Raw genomic sequence first — 25,428 nt, 5'->3', positions numbered from 1 at the left:
GCCTTCCTAACACAGGAGGGTTACGCTTGCCGAGTTGCGGCGTGCGCGCCGCCCTGATTGAATGCGTCCAAACAACTGCGTCGCGCGGGCATACGAGGAAACACCATGACGTCGCCGATCGCGGGAGGCGTGGATTGCGACCTGCATCCCGCCGTTCCGCATTTGACCAGCCTGTTGCCCTACATGAACGACTACTGGCGCGATCAGGTAACGACGCGCGGCATGACCGACCTGGTCTCGCAATCCTATCCGACCAATTCGCCGATCTCCTCGCGGCCGGACTGGCGGCCTGGGCAGGGCAAGCCGGGCTCGGACCTCGCCGACATGCAACGGCAGGCGCTCGATCCGTTTCGCGTCCGTTATGGCATCTGCAATCCGCTCTACGGCGTCCAGATGGTGTTCTCCGAGGATATGCAGGACGCGTTCTGTCGTGCGCTGAACGACTGGCTCGTGAAAGAATGGCTGGACAAGGATGCGCGGCTGCGCGGCTCGATCGTGATCCCGACCCAGAGCGTGGAGAAATCAGTCGCCGAGATCGAGCGTTGCGGCAAGGATAGCCGCTTCGTCCAGGTATTACTGCTCGTGATGGGCGACATGCCCTTGGGCAAACGCGCCTATTGGCCGATCTACGCCGCCGCCGAACGGCTGGGCCTCACCATCGGCATCCATGCCGGCAGCGCCTATCACAACCCGCCCACCTCGATCGGCTGGGGTTCCTATCACATCGAGGATTACGTGGCCCAAGCAACGGCCTTTCAGACCCAGCTCACCAGCCTGATTGTCGAAGGCGTGTTCGCGCGGCATCCTGCCCTGAAGATGGTGATGCTGGAATCGGGCTTTACCTGGCTGCCGGCCTACCTGTGGCGCCTGCACAAATTCTGGCGCGGCATCCGGATGGAAACGCCGTGGGTCGATCGCGCGCCGCTGGAGATTGTGCGCAGCAACATCCGCTTCTCGCTGCAGCCGGTCGATGCGCCGCCCGATCCGGCAACCCTGAATCGCTTGTTTGACCATATGCAGTCGGACGAATTGCTCCTATTCTCGACCGACTATCCGCATTGGCAATTCGACGGGGACGAGGTGCTGCCACCGGGGTTGTCGGGCGATCTTGTTCGCAAGATCATGATCGATAACCCGCTCGCGACCTACGGCCGGCTGGAATTCGCGAAGGAGACGACGCCATGAACGTCCAGTTCCGCCCAGAACCTTCGACATCCCTCAGCCTAAAAACCGCGATTGCCGATTGCGATATCCATCCGGCGCGCGCGACCGCGACCGAGCTCTATCCGTTCCTCGCAAAGCGCTGGCACGCCCATCTCGAGACCTACGGCAAGCAGGCCTATCACGGCATGATGGAAGGCCCGCCCTATCCGAAGGCGCAGCCGAATGCCTCGCGACGCGATGCCTGGCCGCCGGAAGGCGGGCCGCAAGGCTCTTCGCTGTCCTTCATGCAGAAGCAGCTTCTCGATCCCTATAACGTCGCGCTCGGCGTGCTCAATCCGCTCGCCAGCGGGCAGGGCCTGCGCAACCAGGATCTCGCCGGCGCGATCTGCTCCGCGATCAACGACTGGCAGATCGAGAGGTGGACTTCTAAGGATTCCCGCCTGAAGGGCTCGATCGTCGTCGCCAACGAGGACGGTCCGACGGCGGCCGCCGAAATCCGCAAGCGCGCGGGCGACCCAAACTTCGTGCAGGTGCTGCTGCTCAGCCGCAACGTCGAGCCGCTCGGGCAGCGCCGCTACTGGCCGATCTACGAGGCCGCGCAGGAGATCGGGCTGCCGGTCGGCGTCCACGCCTTCGGCTTCGGCGGCAATCCGCTCACCCCGTCGGGCTGGCCAAGCTTCTACATCGAGGAGATGGTGGGCCACTCGCAATGCCAGCAGACCGCGCTGGCGAGCCTCGTGCTCGAAGGTGTGTTCGAGCGGTTTTCGAAACTGAAGATGGTTATGATCGAAGCCGGCTTCGGCTGGGCACCGTCGCTAGCGTGGCGGCTCGACAAGACCTTTGAGAAGCTGCACAGCGAGGTGCCGCATCTCAAGCGAAAACCATCGGAATACATCCGCGATCACATCTGGTGGACGACGCAGCCGATGGAAGATCCGGAGCGCCGCGATCACCTGTTCCAGACGATCGAGTGGATTGGCTGGGACAAGCTGTTGTTCGCGACCGACTACCCGCATTGGGACTTTGATGAACCCTCGCGCGTCCTGCCGGCCGGCGTCAGCGCGGCCAACCGCGAAGCGTTCTATCTCGGCAACGCGAAGAAGCTGTACGGTGTCGCATGATCCGGAAAAGTGGGCACCGGTTTTCCGAACAGATCATGCGCAGAGATTAAGATGGTGCGGCACGTTATTGCCCCGGTGGACGAGTTACCGCCGGGGACGCGAAAATTCCTTATCATCGACGAGCGGCCGATCGCGATCTTCAACATCAAGGGCGAGTTCTTCGGCCTGTTGAACCGCTGCCCGCACCAGGGCGCGGCCCTGTGCGAGGGCCCGCTGATCGGGCTGGCGCAATCCTCCAACCCCGGCGAGATCGAATACACCAAGCTTGGCGAAATCATCCGCTGCCCCTGGCACGGCTGGGAATTCGACATCCGCACAGGCCAATCCTATTGCGACCCGAAAAGGTTTCGCGCCCGGGCCTATCCCGTGAATGTCGAGCCCGGATCCGCCGTGGTGAAGGGGCCGTATGTCGCGGAGACGATCAAAGTCGCGGTAGAGAGCGACTACGTGGTGGTGGATTTGTAGACCTATGGCGGGACTGGAACGCATCACGCGCCGCGAAATCCCCGTCGCAGCAACCCGGCCAGGGCGCCGCGAAGACTGGCCACGGCGGCGATATTGCCATAGGACCCGCTGAAAAGCCGGACCACCAGCCGCCGATACTGTTCGGCGCTCGGCTCGAGCCGCGCCAGCACGGTGTGGCCGGATCGCGAGACCATGGAAATGTCGGTCCATCCCAAGCCCTCCAGATGAATCTGGTAACGCCAGCCTGCAAGCTCGAGCGCGTCGCCGGCCGGACCCGAGAAACGCACCGAAGTCGGCGACACCCCGACCAGGCGACACGACAGGATTTTCCCTTCGCCGGAGAGCCAGGCGGGCTCATCCGTTTCGAACACATCGCCGCTGCGGGGCAATTCGAAGCAGACGAGAAAGGCGATGAAGGCGATCAGCATCGCAATGGCCGCCCAAAGCAAATTGAAGAAGTCGAGCGAGGAAATTTCGCTGGCGGCATAGGGCGAGATGAATGCCCACAGGATGCTGGCGGCGGAACTTGCTGCGATCAAGCCAAAGATACCGGCGAGCTTCCAATGGACGCGCGGCGTCGAGCGGTCACCGCCCTTGTCGGTAATCTTGAAGGGGCGACCGAACGGCTTGACGATGGCGCTCAGGAGCGTCGCGGTCACCGCAAAGCAGGTGACAGCGTGGGTGGCCTCCATGAACAACGGCAGCGTCCGCCCGCGCGAGATCCAGCCCATGTAGATGATTTGGCCGAGCAGCGCCGGCACGCCGTAGCGCAGGAAGGAGAGATAGTCGGCCTCGAAAGCGGGCAGGCCGCCGAACCAGTAAATCGTCGGCGCGACCAGCAACAGCACCATGAATGGTTTGCAGAGCCAGTTCAGCACCCCGTGAAAATAGTGCCAGCGCTGGGTGAAGCTGAAGCCGCCGCCGAACAGCGGACCATTGGGGAGCAGGGCGACCTGTATGGTGCCGAGGCACCACCGCGCGCGCTGGGTGATGTATTCCGGGATGCCTTCGGCCGAAAGCCCGAAGCTGAGTGGTTCGTTCAGCCACCAGGTACGGTAGCCGCGCGCCAGCATCGTGTAGGTGAGGTTGATGTCTTCCGAAATCGCTTGCTGCGGGAAGCCGCCGATCTCGTCAAGCCGGTCGCGGCGAACGACAAACGAAGTGCCGACGCAAAACGCGCAGCCCCACGCGTCCTTGGCCGGCTGAAAGATATCGAAGAAGAAGCGTTGATCGTCGACCCAGCTCTTCCCGGCGAGCAGATTGTGCTGGATCGGGTCGGCGTTGTAGTAAAATTGCGGCGTCTGCACGATCGCAACCTCCGGATCGGACAACAGCAGGCCGACCGTGCGTTTCAAAAAATCCCGCCGTGGTGCAAAGTCGGCGTCGAGCACCAGGATGACGGGCGCATTGCTCTCGCGCGCGGTCGCCGCCAGCCCATGATTGAGGTTGCCGGCTTTGGCGCCGCTGTTGTCCGGCCGCGTCAGATGATTGGCGCCGACTTGTGCGCAATAGTCGCGCAACCAGTCGCGCCTGGTGTCGTCGAGCACCCAGACCGTCGCATTGGGATAGTCGAGCGCCAGCGCGCTGAGGATCGATCGTTCGAGGACTTCGAGCGGCTCGTCATAGGTGCAGATGAAGATGTCGACGGCGGGGTAGCCTCGCGATCCAGCTAGTTCGCGTTGCGCCGCGTCGGCCTGCGCGATGCGATCGGTGCTGCGGAACAGGATCACGATCGAGATTAGCGTGTAGAGAATGGCGAGAAATTCGAACGAAATGAACAGCCGCGGCCAGAGGCTTTCGGCCGAGAGCGCAAACGGCGGCAACGTATCGTTCCATCGCCAGAGTGCGTAAAGGATCAGAAACGCCGACGCGGTTACGCCGAACAGGACGCGGTCCTTGGCGCGCAGCGGGTCGAGCAGCCGCGCCATCACGACAAGCCCGAGCAAGATTCCGGCATCGATGGTCAGGATCGACAGGTCATCGCTGGCGCTCGGAAATATCATTGTATTCTTTCCCCGGTGAACGGATTCCAGCCTGTTTCGGCCAGCGCCGCCCACGCTGTCGCGCCGAGGTGCGGGCGGCGGTAGTAGAAGAAGTCGGGCACGGTGCCGGTCGGGTCGATCGATAACCCGGTCGTCAGTCGCGCGGTGCGCGCGGCGTTGAGCAGACCGGAGCGTGTTTGGTCGGCCTTCAAGCCCGTTAGCAGACGGTTGCTCTGCGCCGCGTCGCCGGCGATCCGGTAGGCCAGTGCCGCCTGCGCTGTCCCCTCGATCCAGAGGCCGTCGCGATCGCCGTTGAAATCGAACCCGCCATCGACCGCAAGGTGCGTTTGCGCGAAGCCGAGCGCATTTCGCCAGACCGCAGGCGCATCGGGCGCGGCCATCCAGGGCCAGAGCTGAACGTCAAGCGCGAGCAGGCCTTCATCCGCAAGATTACCGTCGGGTTTCGTGCCGAGGAGGAAGTGATCTCCGCGAAAGGCGCGATTGACGAGCTGCCGGGCTTGCCTGGCCGCGTCGGCATATTTCGGCTCGCCTGTCAGACGGAACAGCCAATTGGCGGCGGCGGAGACGTCCACATTGTGCTCCGTCGACATCCAGGTGAGCTTGACCTGCTGCGGATCATAGCCGTGAAAGCCGCCACAGAAGCCTTCATCGCAGGCGGTCGCGACGATGATCCAGTCGATCAGGCCTTTCGCGTCGGCGAGATACTGCGGATCGTGCGTCGCCTGGTGCAGCGTCAGCAGCGCCAAGGCCGCCCATGCAACGTTGCCGGTCGCGGTGCCGTCCTGCGCCGCATCCTCGGCCCAGATTTTAGCGCGTTCGTCCCACCATCCCGGCAGATTGGGAGCGCCGTTGCCGACCGGGCCGGCGCGATAGGCGTTGCGGATCCGGCCGTCATTGAAGGTCCGGTCGTTGCGGGCCGCCCGGCTCAAGGCGTTGCCGATCGGTTTCGCGGCCGCCATGTTGCCGCAGGCGATCAGCGCAATGACGGCGAGCGCGTTGTCGTAGACGAAGGCGGTGCTGGCGATGCCCGAAGGCAGGCTCGCCTCATCCGTGCCGGGTGCATAGCTGCGGATAAAGACCGCGTCGGCGTCTCCAACGAGCGGCGCCACCGCCTTGTCCAGTCCGGCGCAAAACGCGCCGGCTTTTTCCGCCTGCCTGCTCGCAGCGGACGACGAACCCAGGACCGCGGCACACAATACCATCGCGAGCGCTTGCTTCATCGCGATACGAGTGCGCGGGTTCGGGACCACCAGTCTTCGTCTGCCTTCAGCGCCTGCGGCACCGGGGAACGGGAAGCGGCCTGCAGCCGCGCCATGCCGGCCCGGCGGGTATTCGCGTCGACCGGGTGATTTTGCGCGGTGTCGGGGTTGCGGCTATCCTCATGAGTCCATGATGCCACAAGATTGCCGATCCGGCGCCAGGAGACCGACATTGAAGGCACGATGCCGTTGTCGCGCGTCACCGTCACCCACTGCCCGACCGGGCAGGTCGAGGTGTCCGAAGTCTGCGTTTCCTGCGCCTGCGCGCCAGTCGCGTTCGCGCCATCCGGGGTTATCATCGCATAGAGCTCGCGCCGTTCGGTTTGTGGAAAGGGCACCGCAAAACGCTCGTCGACCTTATCGCTCGTTTTCGGCAACACCGCGCTGACGACGCCGGACCGGAAAGAACTGCCGTCGATGCGGACGCGGGTACCAGGCATCATGGTTTGGCCCTGCCGATAGGAGAAGATGGCGACCACGAAGCGTTTGTCGCAATCGACGATGGAGCTGATGGTATCACCGGCATTGACATGACGCCCCATTGCCGCGCCCATGGTCAGCACTTTGCCCGGGCCGCGGGAACGCACGTCGGCTTCTGCGAGGCTCGCCAGCCGCTTCTGCTCGGCGTCAATCAGGCGCTCCAGGTCGGCGAGGACGGCGGACTGCTGCTTCTCCTCGATCTCCATGCGCTTGGCGTCGAGGTCGATGTCCCGGCGCTTTTGAGCCAGATTGTTCAGCGCAATCAGCTCGTCTCCGACATAGATGCCCTTGCTCAGGGCATCGAGCTGCGCGATTTTCTGGTTCAGCTTGGCGCCCTCTGCGTCCGCGTTATGTAACGCCGCACTAAATTGCTGCGTGGTCGGCCTGAGCATGTCCATGCTTGCGGCATTGCGGGTCACCATGTTGCTTTGCCGTTCCACCAAGGCCTTCTTTTCGCCGCTCTGGGCGTTGGATTGCGCGACCCGGGCGCGCAGCTCCTCGATCTGCGACTGGAATTGCATCTTGAGTTGCTGGGCCTGGCTGGCGAGCTCGGCGTCGAGGGAAGCGACATAGGCGCGGTCGGAGTCACCCTTTGCCCGTGTCGCATCGAGCTTCTGACGTGCGTCGGATGATTTTTCTTCCAGCGAGATGAGCGTGCCGCGGTCGACCCTTGGATTGCTGATCTGCGCCAGCCTGTCGCCATCACGGACGTCACTGCCGGGAAGCGCCGTCAGCGCGTCGATTTCGCCGCCGATCGGCGCGGTCAGCAGCGTCACCGGCGCGTTGACGACGGCGCGGTCGGATTGATCGGCGACGATCGGCGGCGCCACCGCCGTCACCATTAGCGCCGATAACAGCCCGGCCACGCCGATGGCGGAAACTCTCAGGATTGCCGGATTTCGCCGGCCGGAGGACGGATTGCTCATCAGCTCTCTCTCGGTTGGTGGCGCCCGAAAGAGCGCTTCCTCAGGATCGGCTTCCGGTTCCATCCGGGTTGCCTTTGTGAACTTGCACTGCAAACAGTGCGGGGCTCGTTTGGTTCAAGTTCTTTTGGGAAAAAGCTGCATAAGTTGTCAGCGGGAACTGCTCGATCAACTTGCGTTGCGCGCGATCACATCCGCGACATCATCAACAAAGATCAGGCTCAATATCATTATGGACATTTCTCCATGCATGACATCACGATTGCATCGCTTCGCTGGCCCATGCCGAAGAATGCTATTCGCCTGCCCCTTGCGCCATCGCCCTGCGCTCCCGCGCATAGCGCACCAGCGCGGCGAAACGATAGATGCCGTGCACGAACTTGCCATAGGGCATGGTGACGAACAGCGAAAACACCACGCCGAGATGCAGCGCCAGCAGCGGTCCCATAGCTGCCGTCTCACGTAACACCAGCAGCGCCATGCCTGTGAGACTGGTCAGGAACAGCATGACGATGAACGCGACATCCATACCGTAACGCGCTTCATCGACCAGCACGGAATCGCGCTTCGATCGCTCGGCGAGCAAGCCGATCGGCCCGATCAACAAGCCGATGCCGCCGAGCGTGCCGAGGACCACCGGAAGATCCCACCATGCATAAGGTGCCTGCCGCGCCAGCAGATAGTGATAGAGCGTCGCAACGCAGGTCGAGGCGAAGCACAATGCAAAGCCGTAGAAGGTGAAGTGGTGATAGAACCGGCGGCGGTCGGTCGGGCGGTCATCCTCGTTGAAACAGCCGACGCCGCCGCCATCGAGGTAGCGCAACTCGCCGGCATCGCGGATGGCCTGCAACAGCGCAGAAGCATCGGTCTTCATGCCGACGGGCTCGCCGATGTCGCGCCAGAACGCGCGCACGCCCATCATCAAAGCAACGACCGCGTAGAGAAACGCCGAGCCGAACAACGCGGCCATCGCGTTGTGCGGCATCAGTTTGTAAAATGCGCCCGGCCCGGTGTGCGTGCCAAACAGCACCTGCCGGTCGTGCCAAGCGGCGAAGCCGAAAATGAATGCGGCAACGCTGAGCGCGGCAACAAGACTGATGACGAGCCCGTTGCGCGCGAAGGCGCCTGCAAAGGCGCGCGGCCAGACATAGGCCGCCCAGGATTCAGTGCGCGCCACCGCAAGCGTCTTCGGGACATTGACGTTGAATTGATGCGGCGGCGAGAACTGGCAATCCGTGTAGCAGGCGCCGCAGGCGTGGCAGAGATTGGCAAGATAATTGAGGTCGCCGTCGGAAAACGCGCGGCGCATTTCCATCGCCGGAAATACCGCGCAGAGGCCCTCGCAATAGCGGCAGGAATTGCAGACCGTCATGAGGCGGTCGGCTTCGTCAAGGATTCGCGTTCCGTGCATCCGTTGCTTCCTGCCCCTCAAGCAAAAACCCGCTTACTTCGTCAGCCCCTGGCTCTCCAGCCACTTCTGGATCAGGCCCGCGACTTCGGCGTTGTTCTTGTCCATCATCACCATATGCGAATTGCCCTTGATCCCGACCTGCGGCAGGTCGATGACATCGACCCGGCCCCCGGCGGCCTTGATGGCATCCGCGAAGGCAATGCCGTTGGCGCGAATCTTCGGCCAGCGCGAATCCTTCTCGATGTAATCGCCATAGACGATCAGCGTCGGGATGTTTATCAGGACATCGACCCTGGCGGGATCGCCGAGGCCGGCCGGCTCGATCGCAATCAGCGCCTTGACCTTGTCGGGCCGCGCCTGCGCCACCTTGAAGCCGAAACTGCCGGCCTGGCTGTGGAACAGGATAATTGAAGGGCCGACGCGGTCGATCTCGGCGATATAGGCGGCAATGATGGCGTCGTCAGTCGTGGTCCAGCGCGGCACGTTCTGCTTGACGAAGTTCTCGTAGCCCTCGTTCGGAAACTGGCTGCCGGGCATCAGCTTCCGCTTGGCCGGATCGGGATCGTAAGAGCCTGCGCCGTCGCCGATGCGGAAGCGCTCGAATGGATTGGCTGTCGTGAGGAATACCGGCTCGCCCTTGAAGATGTCTGGATATTGCGCCCAGCCGGCACGACCGCGCTCGACTGCGTCGGAATTGTAGACGGCCCAGCCTTTGCGCAGAAAATAGTTCAGCCAGCCCTCGCGCCCGTCGGGCGTCGTTTCGTAGGTCACGCCGGTCAGGCCGCCGCCATGCCACATCAGGAGTGGATAGGCGCCCTTTTCGTTGGCGGGCAGAAAATACTGCACATACATCTGCTCGACCTGATAGGTGCCGTTGGGATCGACTTTTGCGGGCACACCGCCGGGGGTGAAGGTCACTTCCTTCACCGGCTTGCCGGAAATTTCGACCAAGCGTCCGCCGATATGGAACGAGCCCATATCGCGCAGCGCGATCGGCTCGGCAGCGTGGGCCAGCGTGGGTGCAGTCAGTAGGGCTGCGATAAATGCAATGCGCGACATGATGTTTCCTCTCTCCGATCTCTTCTCCCTCTCCCCGCCCTTAGCGGGGAGAGGGTCGGGGTGAGGGCTCTCTCCACGCACTGCGTTTGCGGAGACAACCCCTCACCCGGATTGCTGCGCAATCTGACCTCCCAGAGCGAGCTTCGCTCGTCTCGACCCCGCGAAGGGCGGGGCGAGGAGACTCACTAATTCCGCGCATTCTTCGCCGCTTCCCGTCCCGCTACTCGACCGAACACGCTGCCGATGGTCATGCCGATGCCGGCCGCGTAACCCTTGCCGAGCACGTTGCCGGCCATGATCTCGCCGGCGGCGAACATGTTGGCGGAGGGCTTGCCATCCTTCATCAGCATGCGCGCCTGTCTGTTCACGCGGGTACCGAGATAGGTGAAGGTGATGCCGGGCCGCACCGGATAGGCGAGATAAGGCGGCGTCTCGATTTTGCGCGCCCAATGCGTCTTCGGCGGCGTGATGCCTTCGGTACGGCAATCATCCAGTATCGTGTGGTCGAAGGTGCCAGGCTTAACCGCCGCATTGAACTCGGTGATGGTCTTCTGCAATGCCGCCGGATCGAGCTCGAGCTTGCCGGCGAGCTCCGCAATGCTGCCGCCTTCGATCGGCGGAAACAGCGTCGGCATAAAGCTGTTGCGAACCGAGGCATCGAAAATGATGTAGGCGATCTGGTCGGGTTGCGCGGCCACCAACCGGCCCCAGATCGCGTAACGCTTCGGCCAGATATCCTCGCCTTCGTCATAGAAGCGCTGGGCGTGCTTGTTGACGACGATGCCGAACACGACCGAGTCGTGGCGCGTGATGATGCCGCCGTCGAATTTCGGCGCGCGGGCGTCGATCGCGACCGCATGGCATTGCGTGGGATCGCCGATGTCCTGCACGCCCTTGTCGAGCAGCATTTTCAGGATCGTGCCACGGTTATAGGGCGTGCCGCGGATCAGGAAATTGTCGGCGGCCTCGCCCCAATATTCCTTGAGCCATTCGACATTGGCCTCGAAGCCGCCGGCAGCGGCCACCAGCGCCGAGGCGCGGATTTCGGCGGCGCCATCGACCGGCTGCTTCAGCTTGGCGCACAGGAACATGCCATCTTCGATTTGAAGGTCGGTGACCTCGGCGTCGTAGACGATCTCGACGCCGAGTTTTTCGGCGGTGAGATAGAGCGCGTTCAGCATCGCCCGGCCACCGCCGAGGAAGAACGAGTTGGTGCGGCCGAGGCTCAGCGTGCCGCCGAGCGAGGGCTGCCAGCGCACGCCCTGTTTGACGATCCAGTTCAGGATGTCCTTGGACTCGCTGATCATGAATTTGGCTAGTTCCTCGTCGGTCTGCCCGCCGGTCAGGCGCAACAGATCGTCCCAGAACTCCTCTTCGGTGTACGGCCCGGTAAGAATGTCGGTCGCGGCATCGTGGGCGCAACGCATGTTGCGGGTGTGGCGGGTATTGCCGCCGCGATAGAACTTTGGCGCGCCTTCCACCACCAGCACGGATGCGCCCGCGCGCCGGGCACTGATGGCGGCACATAGCGCGGCGTTACCGCCGCCGATCACCAGCACATCGAACTTCTGACTCAAATTGGCCATGCGCGCTTGTTCGTGGTTGGCCTGGAAATCAAACCGGCGCTCGGCCAGGCAAATCCATCCGCCCCAGCGATTTTCTAGCCTGATGCAACGGCCGCGTCACGTCTCTCGTTGCCCGCATCAGCGATCGACGTCGCGGCATGCGACTATGTCGCATGCAACGCGCTGTACGGAATATCAGCACGTCAGGAATGGTTCTGCACAGAGGCGAGCAGCCATTGCCGGAACGCCGACAGTTTCGGCGGATCGGCTCTGCCCGCAGGCGACACCAGATAGAATCCGGCATCGACCGGAAACGCCATCTTGAAGGGAACGACCAGACGCCCCTTGGCGATGTCTTCCTGCACATAGGCGGTGCGGCCCATGGCAACGCCGAGGCCGTCGATCGCGGCCTGCACCGTCATGAAGATCATGTCGAAGGTCACGCCCGGCTGTTTCGAAAAATCGGCCGGCAACCCGGCCGCCGTCAGCCACAGCCGCCAATCGTCGCTATTCGCGTTGCTGGTGTGGAGCAGCACATGGTCCCGGAGGTCCTCCGGGCATTTCAGCGGCTTGCTGCCCTTGAGCAGCGCGGGGCTGCATACCGGGAAGAGCTCGTCCGCCATCAGCCAGTCGGCGCGAACGCCCGCCCACTGGCCGCGGCCGTAACGGATCGCGGCATCGACCTTGTCACGGTGGAAGTCGACGAGACTGGTCGAGGTCGTGATGCGAACGTCGATCCCCGGTTGTGCCTCCTGAAAAGCCGTGAGCCGGGGGAGCAGCCATTTGGCGGCCAGCGAGGCCAGCGTCGAGACCGTCAGCACATGGTCGTCGTCTTTCCGCAGCAGGCGATCGGTTGCGAGGCGGAGATCGTTGAAGGCGGCGCGGATGCCGGGAAGGTAGTCCTGCGCTTCCGCCGTCAGCGTCAGCGAGCGGTTCTGGCGGACAAAGAGGCGAACCCCGAGCTCTTCCTCCAGCCGCTTTATCTGGTGGCTGATCGCGGTCTGCGTGACGTTCAGCTCGGAGGCGGCCTGCGTGAAGCTCAGATGCCGGGCGGCTGCCTCGAAGGCGCGCAGACCATTCAGCGACGGCAGTCTGGCAGTCATTTCCCGATCCTCCTGGTATATGAGTTTATATCATCCGAAGCGGTACAAAGTATCGTTTGTGAACGGCCCCTAAAGCGCAGATATTAGCGCCAACAGATTACTACAGGAGCCGAAAATGTCCACTTACACGCATGAATCGATGATAAATCATCATGGAACGGGGATTTTGGGCCACCTGGCCGAGACCCTCCATGTTTGGCGGCAGCGCTACCAGTCGCGCCGCGAACTGGCCAAGTGGTCGGACCGGGACCTGCACGACATCGGCATCTCCTGGAGCGACGTCGCCTATGAGGCCGAAAAACCGTTCTGGCGGGCTTAGATCGCAGCCAGGCCGGCGTCGCCTCGTCAGGGGGACGCCGGCCATTTCATTGAGGACCGGCGGGAGCGCGCGATGACCAGGCTGCGTTTGGACGATCTCAGGCAGTATTCGGACGTACTGCGCTCGCGGTACCGCCAGGCTGTGGCCGTGCGCTTCGTCGAGCCGCGCGACGCCGAGGCGCTGCAGAACTATTTCCGCGCGCTATCGACGCGTTCCCGCTACAACCGTTTCCTCGGCGCCGCCAGCGAACTGCCGCCATCCGAACTCGAGCGCTTCATTCATGTCGGCGAGGCCGATCGCTTCAGCGTGATCGCGACGATGGCGATCGAGGGCCGCGAGACCATCGTCGGCGAAGCGCGCTATGCCTTCGACAGCGAGACTGCTGGAATCGAATTCGGCCTCTCGATCGACGACCGTTGGCAGGGTCACGGCATCGGCAAGGCGCTGTTGAAAAATCTCGAATGCCGCGCGGCCGCGTTCGGCGCCGAACGCGTCTTCGGCGACACGCTGCGTTCCAACGACGCCATGATCGCGCTTGCCCGCAAGGCAGGCTACGCCTTCACCAATACGCCCGGCGACTGGAAGCTGACGCGCTTTCAGAAAGAAATCCACCTCGAACCGCAGGAAATCCCATGCGCCAGTTGGCGGCTCGCCGCCGCCTCTCCGAGCGCAATGTCCTCGCTTGCGGTTTGACCACTGAGCCCGGTTCTGGCCGCACCAGAACCGGGCCATTTTTCTCCGCAGACAGCCACGGCGTTGATAATCCCGGTGCCCCGGACTAGCCTGCGCCTGGCAAATGGGAGGGCCGGCCATGGCAGCCGATGCTGGATTCGTGCGGAAGATTTTCGCCGGCCTTGAGAATGGCGATGGCGCCGGATTCTTCGCCCAGGTCGCCGATGACGTCGACTGGACCGTCATGGGCACGCACCCGCTCGCCGGTCATTACAAATCCAAGGCCGATTTCGTCGCTGGCACGTTCGCCAAGCTCGGCAAGGTGTTGCCAAACGGGGCACAGCTGCACGTTGATAATCTGATCGTGCAGGACGATGTCGCGATCGTGGAGCTGCATTCCGAAGCGACCGCGAAAAACGGCTTTCGCTTCGACAACCATTATTGCTGGGTCTGCTATTTCAGGAACGACACCATCGTTCGCGTGCGAGCCTACCTTGATTCGGTGATGGTGGCGCGGCTGTTCGCGGAGAACCCGATCTAGAGTCGAAATCTCGTAGCCCCGATGGAGCGAAGCGCAATCCGGGATCGGTCTACCCGCATGTGAGACTTGCCCCGGATTTCGCTCCGCTCCATCCGGGCTACGGCATGCTCTCATGCGGGAAAAGAAGCTCAACCTCCCCTGAACACCGGCTTGCGCTTGTCGATAAAGGCCTGAACCGCTTCTTTGTGATCGGCGGTCGTGGTCAGGCGCACGAGACGTTCGGCCTCATGGTCGCGCGCGGTGGCGAAGTCGAACTGGAGCGCTTCGTCGAGATTGTCCTTGATGTAGCGGAGCGCGAGCGTCGGGCCTTCGGCCATGGATTTGGCCAGCGCAAAGGCCTCGGCTTGCAGCTTGTCGTCGGGCACCACGCGGTTGACGAGGCCGATCGCTTCGCATCTGGCGGCATCCACCTTTTCGCCGGTAAACATCAGCTCGCGCGCCCGCGAGGTGCCGACCAACCGCGTCAACAGCCAGGCGATGCCGTAGTCGCCGGAGAGCGCGACGCGGACGTAGCCGGTGGAGATGAACGCCGATTGCGCCGCGATTCTGATGTCGCAGGCCAGCGCGAGCGCAAGGCCAGCGCCGACCGCGGGGCCGGGCAGGGCGGCTATGGTCGGCTTGCGCACCGAGACCAGCGCGCCGGTCAACAAGCGCTGCCGCTCCTGCAGGTCGGCAACCTTCTCGTCATACGACATTTCGAGCTTCTTCTTGTCGCGATGCGCGCCCATGCCCTTGACGTTGCCGCCGGCGCAGAACGCGGTGCCTGCGCCGGTCAGCAGGAGCGCGCCGACCTCGGGGTTCTCGCCGCAGGTCTTGATCATGCCGCGAAGCGCCGGCGTCAGCGTATCCGAGAACGCGTTGCGCGCTTCGGGACGGTTCAGCGTGATGATGGCGACGCGGTCGCGGATCACGCAGAGCAATTCGTCGGTGCCGGTGTCGATCTTGGTTTCGGTGGTCATGTCGCCCCTCAGTTTGCTATTTGGCTCCGTCATTCCGGGATGGTTCGAAGGACCAGACCTGGAATCTCGAGATTCTCAGGTGCGCAATTGCGCACCATAGTTCGCTTCGCGCCCCCGGAATGACTCGAATCAAAACTTCTCCACCCACGGCCGCAATTCGACTTCCCAGCTCCAGGCGCTGCGCGGTTGCTGCAGCACGTTCCAGTAGCTCAATGCAATCGCGTCGGGATCGAGCATCGAGTCCGGCCTGTCGGCAGGTTCGGCACGCGCAGCGCTGCGGATGCCGCCGTCGATGACGAAATGCGCGACATGGATGCCTTGCGGCGACAATTCGCGCGCCATGCTCTGGGCCAGCCCCCGCAGCGCGAATTTGCCCATCGCGAACGGCGCCGATTGCGGATAGCCCTTGACGCTGGCGGAGGCGCCGGTGAACAGGATCGCGCCGTGCCTGTTCGGCAGCATGCGTATCGCCGCCTGCTGCGCCACCAGGAAGCCGCCGAAAGCCGAGACCGCGATCGCGTTCGCAACTTCGGCCGGAACCAGGTCGGTGAAGGCGCCGCGTGCGCGGGCGCTGGCGTTATAGACGACGATGTCAGGCGTGCCGATCTCGCGCTCGACCATGCCGAACAGCCGCTCCACCTCCTCGGCCTCGGTAGCGTTGCAGGCAAAGGCGCGGGCGCCGGTCTCGGTACAGAGCGCGCCAAGCTTCTCGACCTTGCGCGCGGCGAGCGCAATCTTGATGCCTTCGCGCGCAAACAGTCGCGCCAGCGATGCGCTCAATCCCTCGCCGACGCCGACGATCAGGGCAATCTTGTAGCTGGGAATTTCCATGAGCGCTCTCCAGAGAAGGCCGGGACTCGGTATCTAGGTGCGCAATCGCGCAAGGCAAGCCGCGGCCGCCACAGCGGAGTGCCAGTACCGTCGGGCATCACAGCGGAGCTGATCGAGTAGGGGACATATCGACGCCGATGACGCGGTATCCGTCCGCCATGGGCGGCCCCTCCAATTATGCTTGTTGACGGCTTGAAAGCCTGCGCTATCGGTAGATGATCAATATCGGGCCGAACGAACAAGGGCTAAAAAATGCATCCACTCATGCAAGACCGTGGAGCCACCTCAGGCAATCAGCCGGGATTGCTCGCGCCTGATACGACGGGGATGAATTTTTATCGCGCCGATCCAGCGCTGACGGATCTGCTGCGGCTATATCTGCCCGATGCGCTGTTTCGCCATATCGAGCCGCATCTCGACCGTCTCGGCCAATTGGCCGGCGGCCATCTCGACGAATGCGCCCGGCTTGCCGACCGTCATACGCCGGTGCTGCACCAGCGCGACAAGTTCGGCCGTGATACCCAGCATATCGAATATCACCCGGCCTATCGCGAGCTCGAGAAGGCCGCGTTCGGCGAGTTCGGCATTCACGCAATGTCGATCCGCAAGGGCATCATGGGCTGGCCGGACAAATACCCTGTTGTCGCCAAGCACGCCTTCACCTTCCTGTTCAATCAGACTGAATTCGGCATGGGTTGCCCAATCAACGTCACGGATGGTTGCGCAAAACTGCTCAACAATTTCGGCAGCGACGCGTTGAAGGCAAGATATCTCGACGGCTTGACCCAGACCGACATGAGCAAGCTGACCCAGGGCGGCCAGTTCATGACCGAGAAGGAGGGCGGCTCCGACGTCGGTACGCTGACGACGAAGGCCGTGCAGGAAGGCGACCACTGGCGGCTCTATGGCGAGAAATGGTTCTGCTCCAATGCCGATGCCAAGGTGGTGATGCTGCTGGCGCGCCCCGAAGGCGCGGGCCCTGGTACGCGCGGCGTTGGCCTGTTCCTGATGCCGCGGTTTCTCGACGACGGCTCGCAGAACCACTACCGGATCGTGCGCCTGAAGGACAAGCTCGGCACCCGCTCGATGGCATCAGGCGAGATCAAGTTCGAGGGTGCGATTGCCTACGCGGTCGGCAAGCTCGACCGCGGTTTCGTGCAGATGGCCGAGATGGTGAATTCATCCAGGCTCTCCAATGGCGTCAAGTCCACCGCGCTGATGCGGCGGGCGCACCATGACGCGATGACGGTGGCGCGAAACCGCGTGGTGTTCGGCCAAAGAATCATCGACCTGCCGCTGGCGCAGCGGCAATTGATGAAGATCATGTTGCCGACCGAGCAGGCGCTGTCGATGAGTTTTCTCACGGCCGACGCGCTCGATCGCGCCGAGGCCGGCAGCCAGGATGCGGCCGCGCTGCTGCGCATTCTGACGCCGACGCTGAAATTCCGCGCCACGCGTGATGCCCGTAAAGTCTGCGGCGATGCGTTGGAGATGCGCGGCGGCATCGGCTACATCGAGGAATTTGCCACCGCGCGGCTGTTGCGCGACGCCCATCTCGGCTCGATCTGGGAAGGTACCGGCAATATCGTCGCGATCGACGCGCTGACGCGCGCGGTCGGCCGCCACGGCGCCGATGCGGCACTCGCCGCCGATCTGCACGCCCGCCTCGACGACAGCGCCAATGTGCCGCAAGCCTGGCGCAATCGCCTGCGTGAACTGACAGACCGCGCGGTCGGCTTCGCCCGCGAAGTGGCCGCTAGGCGCGACAATGAGGGCGATGCGCGGCGCGCCACCAGCCTGCTCTATCATGTCGCGAGCGCTGTTGCGCTGGCATGGGAGGGCGGGCGGATTCATGAGATGCGCGGCGACGCCAAGCGGCTCTTGCTGTCGCGGATGGTGGTCGACCATCGCGTCGCGCCGAGCGATCCGTTCCGGCTTGCGGAAAATGCCACCCAGCGCGCGATCACCGGTCATCTGCTCGGCGAACGCAGCGTCGGCATGGATGAGGTTGGCGAATTGCTCACCGCAGCGTAGGCTGTCGTCAGGTCAAGTCAAAAGAACAGAATTGAAGGGGAAACACCGATGAAGGCCGCCGTTCTGCATGAAGTCAACCAGCCGCTGGTGATCGAGGACGTCAGCGTGCCGAACCCCGGCCCGCGCGAAGTCCTGATCCGCACGTGCGTCGCCGGCCTCTGTCATTCCGACCTGCACTTCATGGAAGGGCTCTATCCGCACCCGCTGCCGGCGGTGCTCGGACATGAATCCGCCGGTGTCGTCGAAAAGGTCGGCTCCGACGTCACCTATGTAAAACCCGGTGATCACGTCGTGACGTGTCTTTCGGTGTTCTGCGGCACCTGCGATAACTGCACCACCGGCCGCACCGTGCTCTGCACCGACACGACAGTGAAGATGCTGCCCGGCCAGTCCAACCGGCTGTCCTGGGCGCGTGAGGAGAAGCTTCATCAGTTCCTCAATCTCTCATCCTTCGCCGAGCAGATGCTGGTGCACGAAAACGCCATCGTCAAAATCCGCAAGGACATGCCGCTGGAGCTGGCCGCCTTGATCGGCTGCGGCGTCATCACCGGCTATGGCGCGGTGGTGAACACCGCAAAAGTTCAGGCCGGCGAAACGGTCGCCGTGATCGGCTGCGGCGGCGTCGGCATGGCCGCGATCAATGGCGCCGCGATTGCGGGCGCCGGCCGCATCATCGCGATCGACACCAATCCGGCCAAGCTGCAGTTGGCCACAAAGCTCGGTGCCACCGACATCGTCGATCCCTCCCGCGGCGACGTGGTGCAGCAGGTGCGTGAACTCACCGGTGGCGGCGTGCATCACTCCTTCGAGGTGCTGGGCCGCAAGGAAACCGCCGAGCAGTCCTTTGCCATGCTGGCGGCCGGCGGCACCGCGACCATCGTTGGCATGATCCCGTTCGGCCAGAAGATCGAGCTGCACGGTTTCGACTTCCTGCGCGAGCGCCGCATCCAGGGCTCGTCGATGGGTTCCAACCATTTCCGCGTCGACATGCCCCGCCTGGTCGAATTCTACATGCGCGGCAAGTTGCATCTGGAGGACTGGATTTCAGCCAAGCTAAAACTCTCCGAAATCAACGAGGGTTTTGCCAACATGAAAGCCGGCAAGACGCTGCGCAGCGTGATTGTGTTCGATGCGTGAGGCGTAGTCCGCGCGCGAACATCGTCGTCCCGGCGAACGCCGGGACCCATACGCTGCGGCCCGCGGAATGGGCACAAGGGGAGACGGCTTCTCCCGCCACGCCCTTCAGTGGTTATGGGTCCCTGCTTTCGCAGGGACGACGCGGGATTGGATGTTGGCTTACCGCGACACATGCGCCGACACTGCAAGCCACCGGCCATTCTGTTTCGCCCAGCAATCGGTGTAGCGCCCGTGGGCTTGCTGGCCGTCGGCGGTCGTGTAGCTGGTGGCGGCGTGGATGATGGCGAAGTCGCCGAGCACGCGGATTTTTACCTCTTGCGCGGTGAGATTCTTGATCGTCACCGGTACCGCCGTCTGCTTTAGAAACGCCGCGCGGTCGACCAGCGACTTGTCGGGATTGCTGCAATAGAAATCCTGCGCGAGGATTTCGTCGAAGCGCTTGACGTCGGAGTTCTGGACTGAATTTACGTAGTCGCGGTTCAGCGCAGCAAGTTCGTCGATGTCGCTGGTCATGTGGTTGCCTCCAGTGTCTCCTCCCGTCATTGCAAGGAGCATAGTGATGAAGCAATCCACGTCTCCGCTTGTGGCGCGATGGATTGCTTCGCTTCGCTCGAGCGCTAATCATCAAACATCGGCGGCGGCACGAACCCGCCGAACTCGCGCTCGATCAGTTCGGCCAATTTCAGCGTCGTCCTGTCCTCCAGCCACGGCCCGACGATCTGCACGCCGACCGGCAATCCATCCGGCGAAAAGCCGGTCGGGATCGCGGTCGCAGGCAGGCCGGGCAGCGTAGCGATGCCGGGCCACGAAAGCTGATCGGGATAGACATAATGCTTGCCGTCGATCCCGATGCGGCGCTTTTCCTGGTCATCGGAGTGATCGTGCGGATAGGCAGGCGTCGGCATGATCGGACAGATCACAGCATCGTAGGTCTTGAACAGTTCGCGCCATTGCGCACGCAGGCGCGCGCGCGCGACATCATCCATCAGCCAGTTGCGGTGGCTTTGCACCATGCCGCGCAGGCGCTCGGCGCCGAGGCTTACATCGCTTGCCGGCAGCGCGGCGGCGGCGGCCTCTGCGCCGGCATAGGCTTCCGGCGGGAACGAGGCCGCGAGAAACGACATCAGCATCCGCATGTAGTGCCGGGACGTCTCCGCAAAGTTCGGCAGCAACGGACTGTTGCGATCGACTTTGGTGCCGGCCTTTTCGAGGGTGGAGGCGAGCTTGTGGATCGTGCCGCGCACCACTTCGTCGGTCGGCATGACCGGGTCGGTATCGACCACCAACACGCGAAAGTCTTTCAGCGCGCCGTGGCGCGACGGCGGCAGTGCGAGTTTGTAACCCTTGCCGGCCTCGAGCGGATCGGGCCCTGCGATGGTGTCGAGCAGCAGCGAGAGATCGGCGGCGCTGCGTGCCATTGGGCCAATCACGGCAAGGTCGCGATCGATCGGCAGCGGCTGGAACGGCGGCGGGGTGTGGCCGCGCCCGGGCACCAGCGCAAAGGTCGGCTTGTGCGCATAGACACCGCAATGAAACGCGGGCACGCGCAATGAGCCGCCGATATCGGACCCGAGCGACAGCGGGCCGTAACCGGCTGCGAGCGCGGCCGAGGAGCCGCCGGACGAGCCGCCCGGCGTCCGGCCGAGATCGTAGGGGTTGTTGGTGGTGCCGTAGATCTCGTTATAGCTCTGCCAGTCGCCGAGCCCGAGCGGGACATTGGTCTTGCCGAGGATGACGCCGCCGGCGCCCTTGACGCGCGAGATCGACAGCGCGTCTTCCGTCGGCGTGAAATCCTTCTGCGCCGGAATGCCCCAGGTGGTCGGCAACCCCGCGATGTTGTAGGACTCTTTCACCGTCAGCGGGATGCCGAGCAGCGGCTTCTTGACGCCGCGCGCCAGTTCGGCGTCGGCGGCGCGGGCGGCGGCGAGGCCGCGCTCGAAATCGCGAACGCAAATTGCATTGATCTTGGTATCGTGCCGTTCGATGCGACCGATCGCGTCCTCGGCCAGTTCGACCGCAGAAACCTTTTTCGTGGCAAGTGCGGCCGATAGTTCGACCGCGGTCTTGAAACTCCATTGCGATTTGGCCAAGGCGTGCTCCCGGTCTGCTCTGAATGCGGCGCGGATGATGCTCAGTTTGGGTACGCGCGGCAAGAGCAATGGCTGTACAGCGGGGAGCCCGCCATGTTGCTAGCGCTTGGCGAATGCGCAAGTGCGCTTATTCCTGAGATGACGGAGATAGTGCGAGCGTTTGATCGAAGGCCATCACGCTACTAAGCCGCCCCGATCACTATCCCAACCGCAAGCACGATGGCGCCGCCGAGCACGATCTGGAACACGGCCTGCAGGAACGGCGTGTCCATGTAGCGCGCGCGGATGAAGGCGATTGCCCATAGTTCGAAGAACACGATGATGCAGGCTATCGCGGTCGCGACCCAGAACGCGTTCGGCCAGGAGTCGGGAACGAGATAGGGCATGGTGTGGCCGATGCCCCCAAGCGTCGTCATCAATCCGCAGGTGATGCCGCGCAGCCAGGGCGAACCGCGCCCGGTCATCGAACCGTCATCTGAGAGCGCTTCAGCAAAACCCATGCTGATGCCGGCGCCGATGGAGGCGGCCAGACCCACCAGAAACGTCTGCCAGTTCTGATGCGTGGCAAAGGCTGCGGCGAACAGTGGCGCCAGCGTCGACACCGAGCCATCCATCAGTCCGGCAAGCCCCGGCTGCACATATTGCAGCACGAACATGCGCCGGCGCGTCCTGTCTTCCTCCGCGCGCACGTCGGGCTTGAGGATTTCGCCGGTCAGCTTCACCGCCAGCCGCTCGTGGCCCTTCTCTTCCTCCGCGAGGTCGCCGAGCAATCGCCGGACGCCGACATCCTCGGCCTGCTCGCTGGCCTTGGCGTAGAAGCGTTCGGCCTCGAGCTCCATCGTCTCGACCTCCTTCCGGATGGTGTCGAGCGGCAGGTTCTTGGTCAGCCAGATCGGGCGGCGCCGCAGAAATCCCTTGACGTCCTCACGGCGGATCGGCGGCAGATGCGGACCAAAACGCTTCTCGTAGAGCTCGAGCAAGCGGTGGCGGTGGCCGCGCTCCTCCTCGGCCATTTCCTCGAACACCTTGGCCGAATCCGGATAGCGCTTGGCGAGGTCCTCCGCGAAGGTCATGTAGATGCGGCTGTCTTCTTCCTCGGAAGAGATCGCAACGGCCAGCACTTCGCGCTCGGTCAGGTCGGCGAAATTCTTCACGGGACGCCCGCCTTCTCTTAGTTTAGAATCATTCTAAGATGTGGCGGTGCCGCGGTCAAACTGTTTGGCTAGCCTTTGCGCCGGCCCCTCGCAGGAATTGCACCAGCAACCAGCTCACTTGGTTGGGCTGTTCCTGCTGCACCCAGTGGCCCGCACCATCGACAAGATGGCAGCCGACCATCCGCGTGCAGGCTTTCGATTGCATCGCCTCGTAGACGCCGGGGCGCTGATAGGTGCCCCAATCCTGTTTGCCCGAGATGAAGGCGGAGGGCACGTCGATGGTGCGGCCCGACCAGGTCTGCAGTTCGGGCAGGAACGCACCCGAGGTGCCGCAGCGATACCATTGCAGGCCGCCCTGGAATCCGTTGCGCTCGTACTCGGCGCTGTAGAAGGCGAGCTCGCTGTCTGGCAGCCATTTGTTGGCGGCAATTTCCGCCGCCGATGGCATTTCCTCAGCAACGGTGGCGGCCATGTCCTTGGCGAGGTCCATCACATAGTAAGTCGGCAGCTTTGCGATCTCTTCCGCGCTCCAGGACTTCAGCGGATAAGGCTGGTTGCCTTTCCAGTCGGCGCTCTTGTGGTGGTAGTAGGCGCGCAGGAAATCATGCACGCCCTGCGGCGCGCGGTGCATGTCGTCGTTCGCCTCGCGCGTCGAGTAGTACCACTGATAGTGCTTTCGCGGCCGCGGCAGCGCCGCGAGTTCGCGGTGGATGGGATCCTCGGCGGGCTTGGCAGGCTCGTTCACCGTGTTGAACGGCAGCGACGGCGGGCCGCCGAACGGCGCGCTCATCATGACGACCGAGCGAAACACGTCGGGCCGGATCAGCGCGCACCAGGCGGCGACCGACGAGCCGAAATCGTGCCCGATCACGGCGTCGACGCTGCGATAGCCGAATGCCGACACCAGCCCAAGCGCGTCCCGCACCAGATTGGTGAGGCGGAAGGAAGCGAGATCGCCGTCGTAATCCGGGTCCCATCCGGTGGTGCGGCCGTAACCGCGCTGGTCCGGGGCGATCACGTGGTAGCCGGCCTCCGCCAGGACCGGCATCACCTTGCGCCAGGAATAGGCGAGCTCGGGGAAGCCATGCAGCAGCAGCACGCAGGGCCGGCCGCGGGTTTCGAAGCCGGCTTCGAGCACATGCATGCGCAGGCCGTTGATGCCGTCCACGTATCGCGAGCGGATGGTGGAGGGGAGCGGGATGTCGGGGAGGGCGGCCATTATGTATCCTCGTCATGGCCGGGCCGGGCCCGGCATCCACGTCTTCTTTGCTGCGAGACTGTAAAGACGTGGCTGCCCGGGACAAGCCCGGGCATGACGAGGCATTGCTGGCGTGCCCCGGACGCACCGCAGCGCTCTTGCGGTGCGCTGCTGAGCCGCGGCCCATCAACAGCTCGCATGGTCGTGGCTCCTGGCTCTGCGGAGCAGTGTTGCACGCTGCACCGCGTCCGGGACACGGGAAGAAAGCTACCCCTTCACCGCCGGCTTAGGCCAATATCGGTCGCGCAGATGCCGCTTCACCAGTTTCCCCGTCGGCGTGCGCGGCAGCTCGGCTTCGAAATCGATGCTCCTGGGGCATTTGATCGGCGACAGATGCTTGCGGCAGAACACGATCAGTTCTGCCTCGAGCTCCTTGCCGGCCTTGGCCATGTCATGCGGCTGCACCACGGCCTTGACCTCCTCGCCCATCTCCTCGTTCGGCACGCCGAACACCGCGACGTCGGCGACAGCGGGATGGGTGATCAGGACGTCCTCGGTCTCCTGCGGATAGATGTTCACCCCGCCCGAGATGATCATGTAGCTCTTGCGGTCGGTGAGATAGAGAAAGCCTTCGGCGTCGAGATAGCCGACGTCGCCGAGCGTCGACCAGCCCTTGGCGTTGTAGGCCTTCTTCGTCTTCTCGGGATCGTTGTGGTAGGCGAAAACAGGCGCGTCGGCGAAATAGACCGTGCCGATTTCGCCCACCAGCCTTTCCTCGTCGTTCTCGTCGAGGATCTTCACCTCGCCGACCACGGCGCGGCCGACGGTGCCGCGATGGGTCAGCCATTGCTGCGAAGTCGAGACCGTGACGCCGTTGCCTTCGGAGCCGGCGTAATATTCGATCAGGATCGGTCCCCACCATTCAATCATCTTCGCTTTGACGTCGACCGGGCAGGGCGCGGCGGCGTGGATCGCGCCTTTCAGCGACGAGACGTCGTAGCGGTTGCGCACCTCGTCCGGCAGCTTCAGCATGCGCACGAACATGGTCGGCACCAGCTGCGACTGCGTTACCTTGTATTTTTCGACCAGCCTCAAGAACTCCTCGGCATCGAAATGCTCCATGATGATGGAGGTGCCGCCGAGCGTGATCGCCATCATGTTGAAGCGCAAGGGAGCCGCATGGTACAGCGGCGCCGGGGATAGATAGATGCTGTCGGACGACATGCCGCACATGTCGGCGCAGAGAATTTTCAGCAGTGGGTTCGGCACGTCGATCGCCTTGCCCTCGAATTCCTTCTTGATGCCCTTGGGCCGGCCGGTGGTGCCCGATGAGTACAGCATGTCGTAGCCGGCGACTTCATCCGCGATCGGCGTCACTGGCATGGCGATCGTTTCCTTGTCCCAGGAGCGGAAGCCGGGCGCGGGCTCGTCGACCATGAAGAACAGCGGCTCGCCGGGTTCGCCCTTGATAAGACCCTTCGCCTTGTCGGCGCATTGCGGCGTGGTGATGAAGATCTTGGCGCCGCAATCTTTCACGATATAGGCGATCTCTTCTTCGGTGAGGTAGCGGCTGATCGCGGTGTAATAGAGGCCCGAGCGCTGCGCCGCCCAGCAGATCTCCATGAACGCCAGGCGGTTTTCTATCAGGAAGGCGATGTGGTCGCCGGCCTTGAGGCCGAGCGAGCGAAACAAATGCGCGCCCTGGTTCGAGAGTTCGTCAAGCTCGCGATAGGTGATCGCCTTGCCAGTGCCCGCCATCTGATAGGCGATCTTGTTCGGCGTGTTGCGGGCGTGGATGGAGGGGTGGGACACAAACGTTTCCTCGGGATGACTATTATTATTTGCGTCGTCCCTGCGAACGCAGGGACCCATAACCACTGATGTAGATTTCGAAGTGAGCTGCAGCTTCAGCCCGGCATAACTACATGCACCTGTGGTTA

Annotated in this window: 22 protein-coding genes; 8 read left to right on the top strand and 14 right to left on the bottom strand. The window is 63.3% G+C overall.

Annotated features, from left to right (window positions below):
* Positions 1 to 105: 105 nt before the first annotated feature.
* From HCN58_RS19900 to HCN58_RS19890, 3 genes are read left to right on the top strand one after another with little or no spacing between them, the layout of a single operon-like run.
* Positions 106 to 1,185 (top strand): amidohydrolase family protein, encoded by a 1,080-nt coding sequence (locus HCN58_RS19900; RefSeq protein ID WP_171581078.1) that lies wholly within the window; start codon positions 106 to 108, stop codon positions 1,183 to 1,185.
* Positions 1,182 to 2,285 (top strand): amidohydrolase family protein, encoded by a 1,104-nt coding sequence (locus HCN58_RS19895; RefSeq protein WP_171581077.1) that lies wholly within the window; start codon positions 1,182 to 1,184, stop codon positions 2,283 to 2,285. The genes HCN58_RS19900 and HCN58_RS19895 overlap by 4 nt, the downstream gene beginning before the upstream one ends.
* Positions 2,286 to 2,336: 51 nt before the next feature.
* Positions 2,337 to 2,750 carry a Rieske (2Fe-2S) protein gene (locus HCN58_RS19890; RefSeq protein WP_171581076.1) on the top strand — a complete coding sequence of 138 codons (414 nt, stop codon included), beginning with the start codon at positions 2,337 to 2,339 and terminating at the stop codon, positions 2,748 to 2,750.
* A 23-nt stretch (positions 2,751 to 2,773) separates the two neighbouring features.
* Here HCN58_RS19890 and HCN58_RS19885 read toward each other — a convergent pair whose 3' ends face one another.
* The 7 genes from HCN58_RS19885 to HCN58_RS19855 form a co-directional block, all read right to left on the bottom strand.
* The gene (locus HCN58_RS19885; protein ID WP_210266072.1) at positions 2,774 to 4,753 is read right to left on the bottom strand and encodes a glycosyltransferase family 2 protein; all 1,980 of its coding nucleotides are present in this window, start codon (positions 4,751 to 4,753) and stop codon (positions 2,774 to 2,776) included.
* Positions 4,750 to 5,973: a hypothetical protein gene (locus HCN58_RS19880; protein WP_235983743.1), complete on the bottom strand. Its 1,224-nt coding sequence runs from the start codon at positions 5,971 to 5,973 to the stop codon at positions 4,750 to 4,752. Before HCN58_RS19880 ends, HCN58_RS19885 begins: the two co-directional genes overlap by 4 nt.
* Positions 5,970 to 7,418: an HlyD family secretion protein gene (locus tag HCN58_RS19875; protein WP_171581075.1), complete on the bottom strand. Its 1,449-nt coding sequence runs from the start codon at positions 7,416 to 7,418 to the stop codon at positions 5,970 to 5,972. The genes HCN58_RS19880 and HCN58_RS19875 overlap by 4 nt, the downstream gene beginning before the upstream one ends.
* A 292-nt stretch (positions 7,419 to 7,710) precedes the next feature.
* Positions 7,711 to 8,826: a tricarballylate utilization 4Fe-4S protein TcuB gene (gene tcuB / locus HCN58_RS19870; RefSeq protein ID WP_171581074.1), complete on the bottom strand. Its 1,116-nt coding sequence runs from the start codon at positions 8,824 to 8,826 to the stop codon at positions 7,711 to 7,713.
* Positions 8,827 to 8,859: 33 nt separating this feature from the next.
* Positions 8,860 to 9,885, bottom strand: coding sequence for an alpha/beta hydrolase (locus tag HCN58_RS19865; protein WP_171581073.1), 1,026 nt, complete (start codon positions 9,883 to 9,885; stop codon positions 8,860 to 8,862).
* Positions 9,886 to 10,070: 185 nt separating this feature from the next.
* Positions 10,071 to 11,462: an FAD-dependent tricarballylate dehydrogenase TcuA gene (gene tcuA / locus HCN58_RS19860; protein ID WP_283814612.1), complete on the bottom strand. Its 1,392-nt coding sequence runs from the start codon at positions 11,460 to 11,462 to the stop codon at positions 10,071 to 10,073.
* A 191-nt stretch (positions 11,463 to 11,653) separates the two neighbouring features.
* Positions 11,654 to 12,553: a transcriptional regulator GcvA gene (locus HCN58_RS19855; protein WP_171581071.1), complete on the bottom strand. Its 900-nt coding sequence runs from the start codon at positions 12,551 to 12,553 to the stop codon at positions 11,654 to 11,656.
* 115 nt (positions 12,554 to 12,668) lie between these two features.
* On the opposite strand from HCN58_RS19855, the gene HCN58_RS19850 reads away from it, so the two are divergent.
* The 3 genes from HCN58_RS19850 (at position 12,669) to HCN58_RS19840 (ending at position 14,085) form a co-directional block, all read left to right on the top strand.
* A complete protein-coding gene (locus HCN58_RS19850) occupies positions 12,669 to 12,872 on the top strand; it encodes a DUF1127 domain-containing protein (protein ID WP_171581070.1) in 204 nt (67 codons plus the stop codon).
* Positions 12,873 to 12,944: 72 nt separating this feature from the next.
* Entirely contained in the window at positions 12,945 to 13,565 is a 621-nt protein-coding gene (locus HCN58_RS19845; protein WP_171581069.1) for a GNAT family N-acetyltransferase, read from the top strand.
* Positions 13,566 to 13,683: 118 nt separating this feature from the next.
* The gene (locus HCN58_RS19840) at positions 13,684 to 14,085 is read left to right on the top strand and encodes a nuclear transport factor 2 family protein (protein ID WP_171581068.1); all 402 of its coding nucleotides are present in this window, start codon (positions 13,684 to 13,686) and stop codon (positions 14,083 to 14,085) included.
* Between the two features lie 128 nt (positions 14,086 to 14,213).
* Here HCN58_RS19840 and HCN58_RS19835 read toward each other — a convergent pair whose 3' ends face one another.
* On the bottom strand, positions 14,214 to 15,044 hold the full coding sequence (locus tag HCN58_RS19835) for an enoyl-CoA hydratase (protein ID WP_171581067.1): 831 nt from the start codon (positions 15,042 to 15,044) through the stop codon (positions 14,214 to 14,216).
* Between the two features lie 129 nt (positions 15,045 to 15,173).
* Positions 15,174 to 15,875 (bottom strand): SDR family NAD(P)-dependent oxidoreductase, encoded by a 702-nt coding sequence (locus HCN58_RS19830; RefSeq protein WP_171581066.1) that lies wholly within the window; start codon positions 15,873 to 15,875, stop codon positions 15,174 to 15,176.
* A gap of 264 nt (positions 15,876 to 16,139) precedes the next feature.
* On the opposite strand from HCN58_RS19830, the gene HCN58_RS19825 reads away from it, so the two are divergent.
* Together HCN58_RS19825 and HCN58_RS19820 are read left to right on the top strand one after the other, a co-directional pair.
* A complete protein-coding gene (locus tag HCN58_RS19825) occupies positions 16,140 to 17,909 on the top strand; it encodes an acyl-CoA dehydrogenase family protein (protein ID WP_235983741.1) in 1,770 nt (589 codons plus the stop codon).
* Positions 17,910 to 17,957: 48 nt separating this feature from the next.
* The gene (locus HCN58_RS19820) at positions 17,958 to 19,046 is read left to right on the top strand and encodes a Zn-dependent alcohol dehydrogenase (protein ID WP_171581064.1); all 1,089 of its coding nucleotides are present in this window, start codon (positions 17,958 to 17,960) and stop codon (positions 19,044 to 19,046) included.
* A gap of 159 nt (positions 19,047 to 19,205) precedes the next feature.
* Here the strand turns inward: HCN58_RS19820 and HCN58_RS19815 are convergent, their stop codons facing one another.
* The 5 genes from HCN58_RS19815 to HCN58_RS19795 form a co-directional block, all read right to left on the bottom strand.
* Complete coding sequence (locus tag HCN58_RS19815; RefSeq protein WP_171581063.1) at positions 19,206 to 19,559, bottom strand: nuclear transport factor 2 family protein; 354 nt, start codon at positions 19,557 to 19,559, stop codon at positions 19,206 to 19,208.
* A 104-nt stretch (positions 19,560 to 19,663) separates the two neighbouring features.
* Positions 19,664 to 21,136, bottom strand: a complete 1,473-nt coding sequence (locus HCN58_RS19810; protein ID WP_171581062.1) for an amidase — start codon at positions 21,134 to 21,136, stop codon at positions 19,664 to 19,666.
* 182 nt (positions 21,137 to 21,318) lie between these two features.
* The gene (gene mbfA, locus HCN58_RS19805; protein WP_171581061.1) at positions 21,319 to 22,290 is read right to left on the bottom strand and encodes an iron exporter MbfA; all 972 of its coding nucleotides are present in this window, start codon (positions 22,288 to 22,290) and stop codon (positions 21,319 to 21,321) included.
* A gap of 55 nt (positions 22,291 to 22,345) precedes the next feature.
* Complete coding sequence (locus HCN58_RS19800; protein WP_171581060.1) at positions 22,346 to 23,509, bottom strand: alpha/beta hydrolase; 1,164 nt, start codon at positions 23,507 to 23,509, stop codon at positions 22,346 to 22,348.
* 246 nt (positions 23,510 to 23,755) lie between these two features.
* A complete protein-coding gene (locus HCN58_RS19795; RefSeq protein ID WP_171581059.1) occupies positions 23,756 to 25,300 on the bottom strand; it encodes an acyl-CoA synthetase in 1,545 nt (514 codons plus the stop codon).
* Between the last annotated feature and the right edge of the window lie 128 nt (positions 25,301 to 25,428).

The organism is Bradyrhizobium australiense, from assembly GCF_013114825.1.
Taxonomy (GTDB): Bacteria; Pseudomonadota; Alphaproteobacteria; order Rhizobiales; family Xanthobacteraceae; genus Bradyrhizobium; species Bradyrhizobium australiense.
Note: the sequence above shows the minus strand (reverse complement) of the source record. Positions and strands in the feature narration are given on the sequence as shown.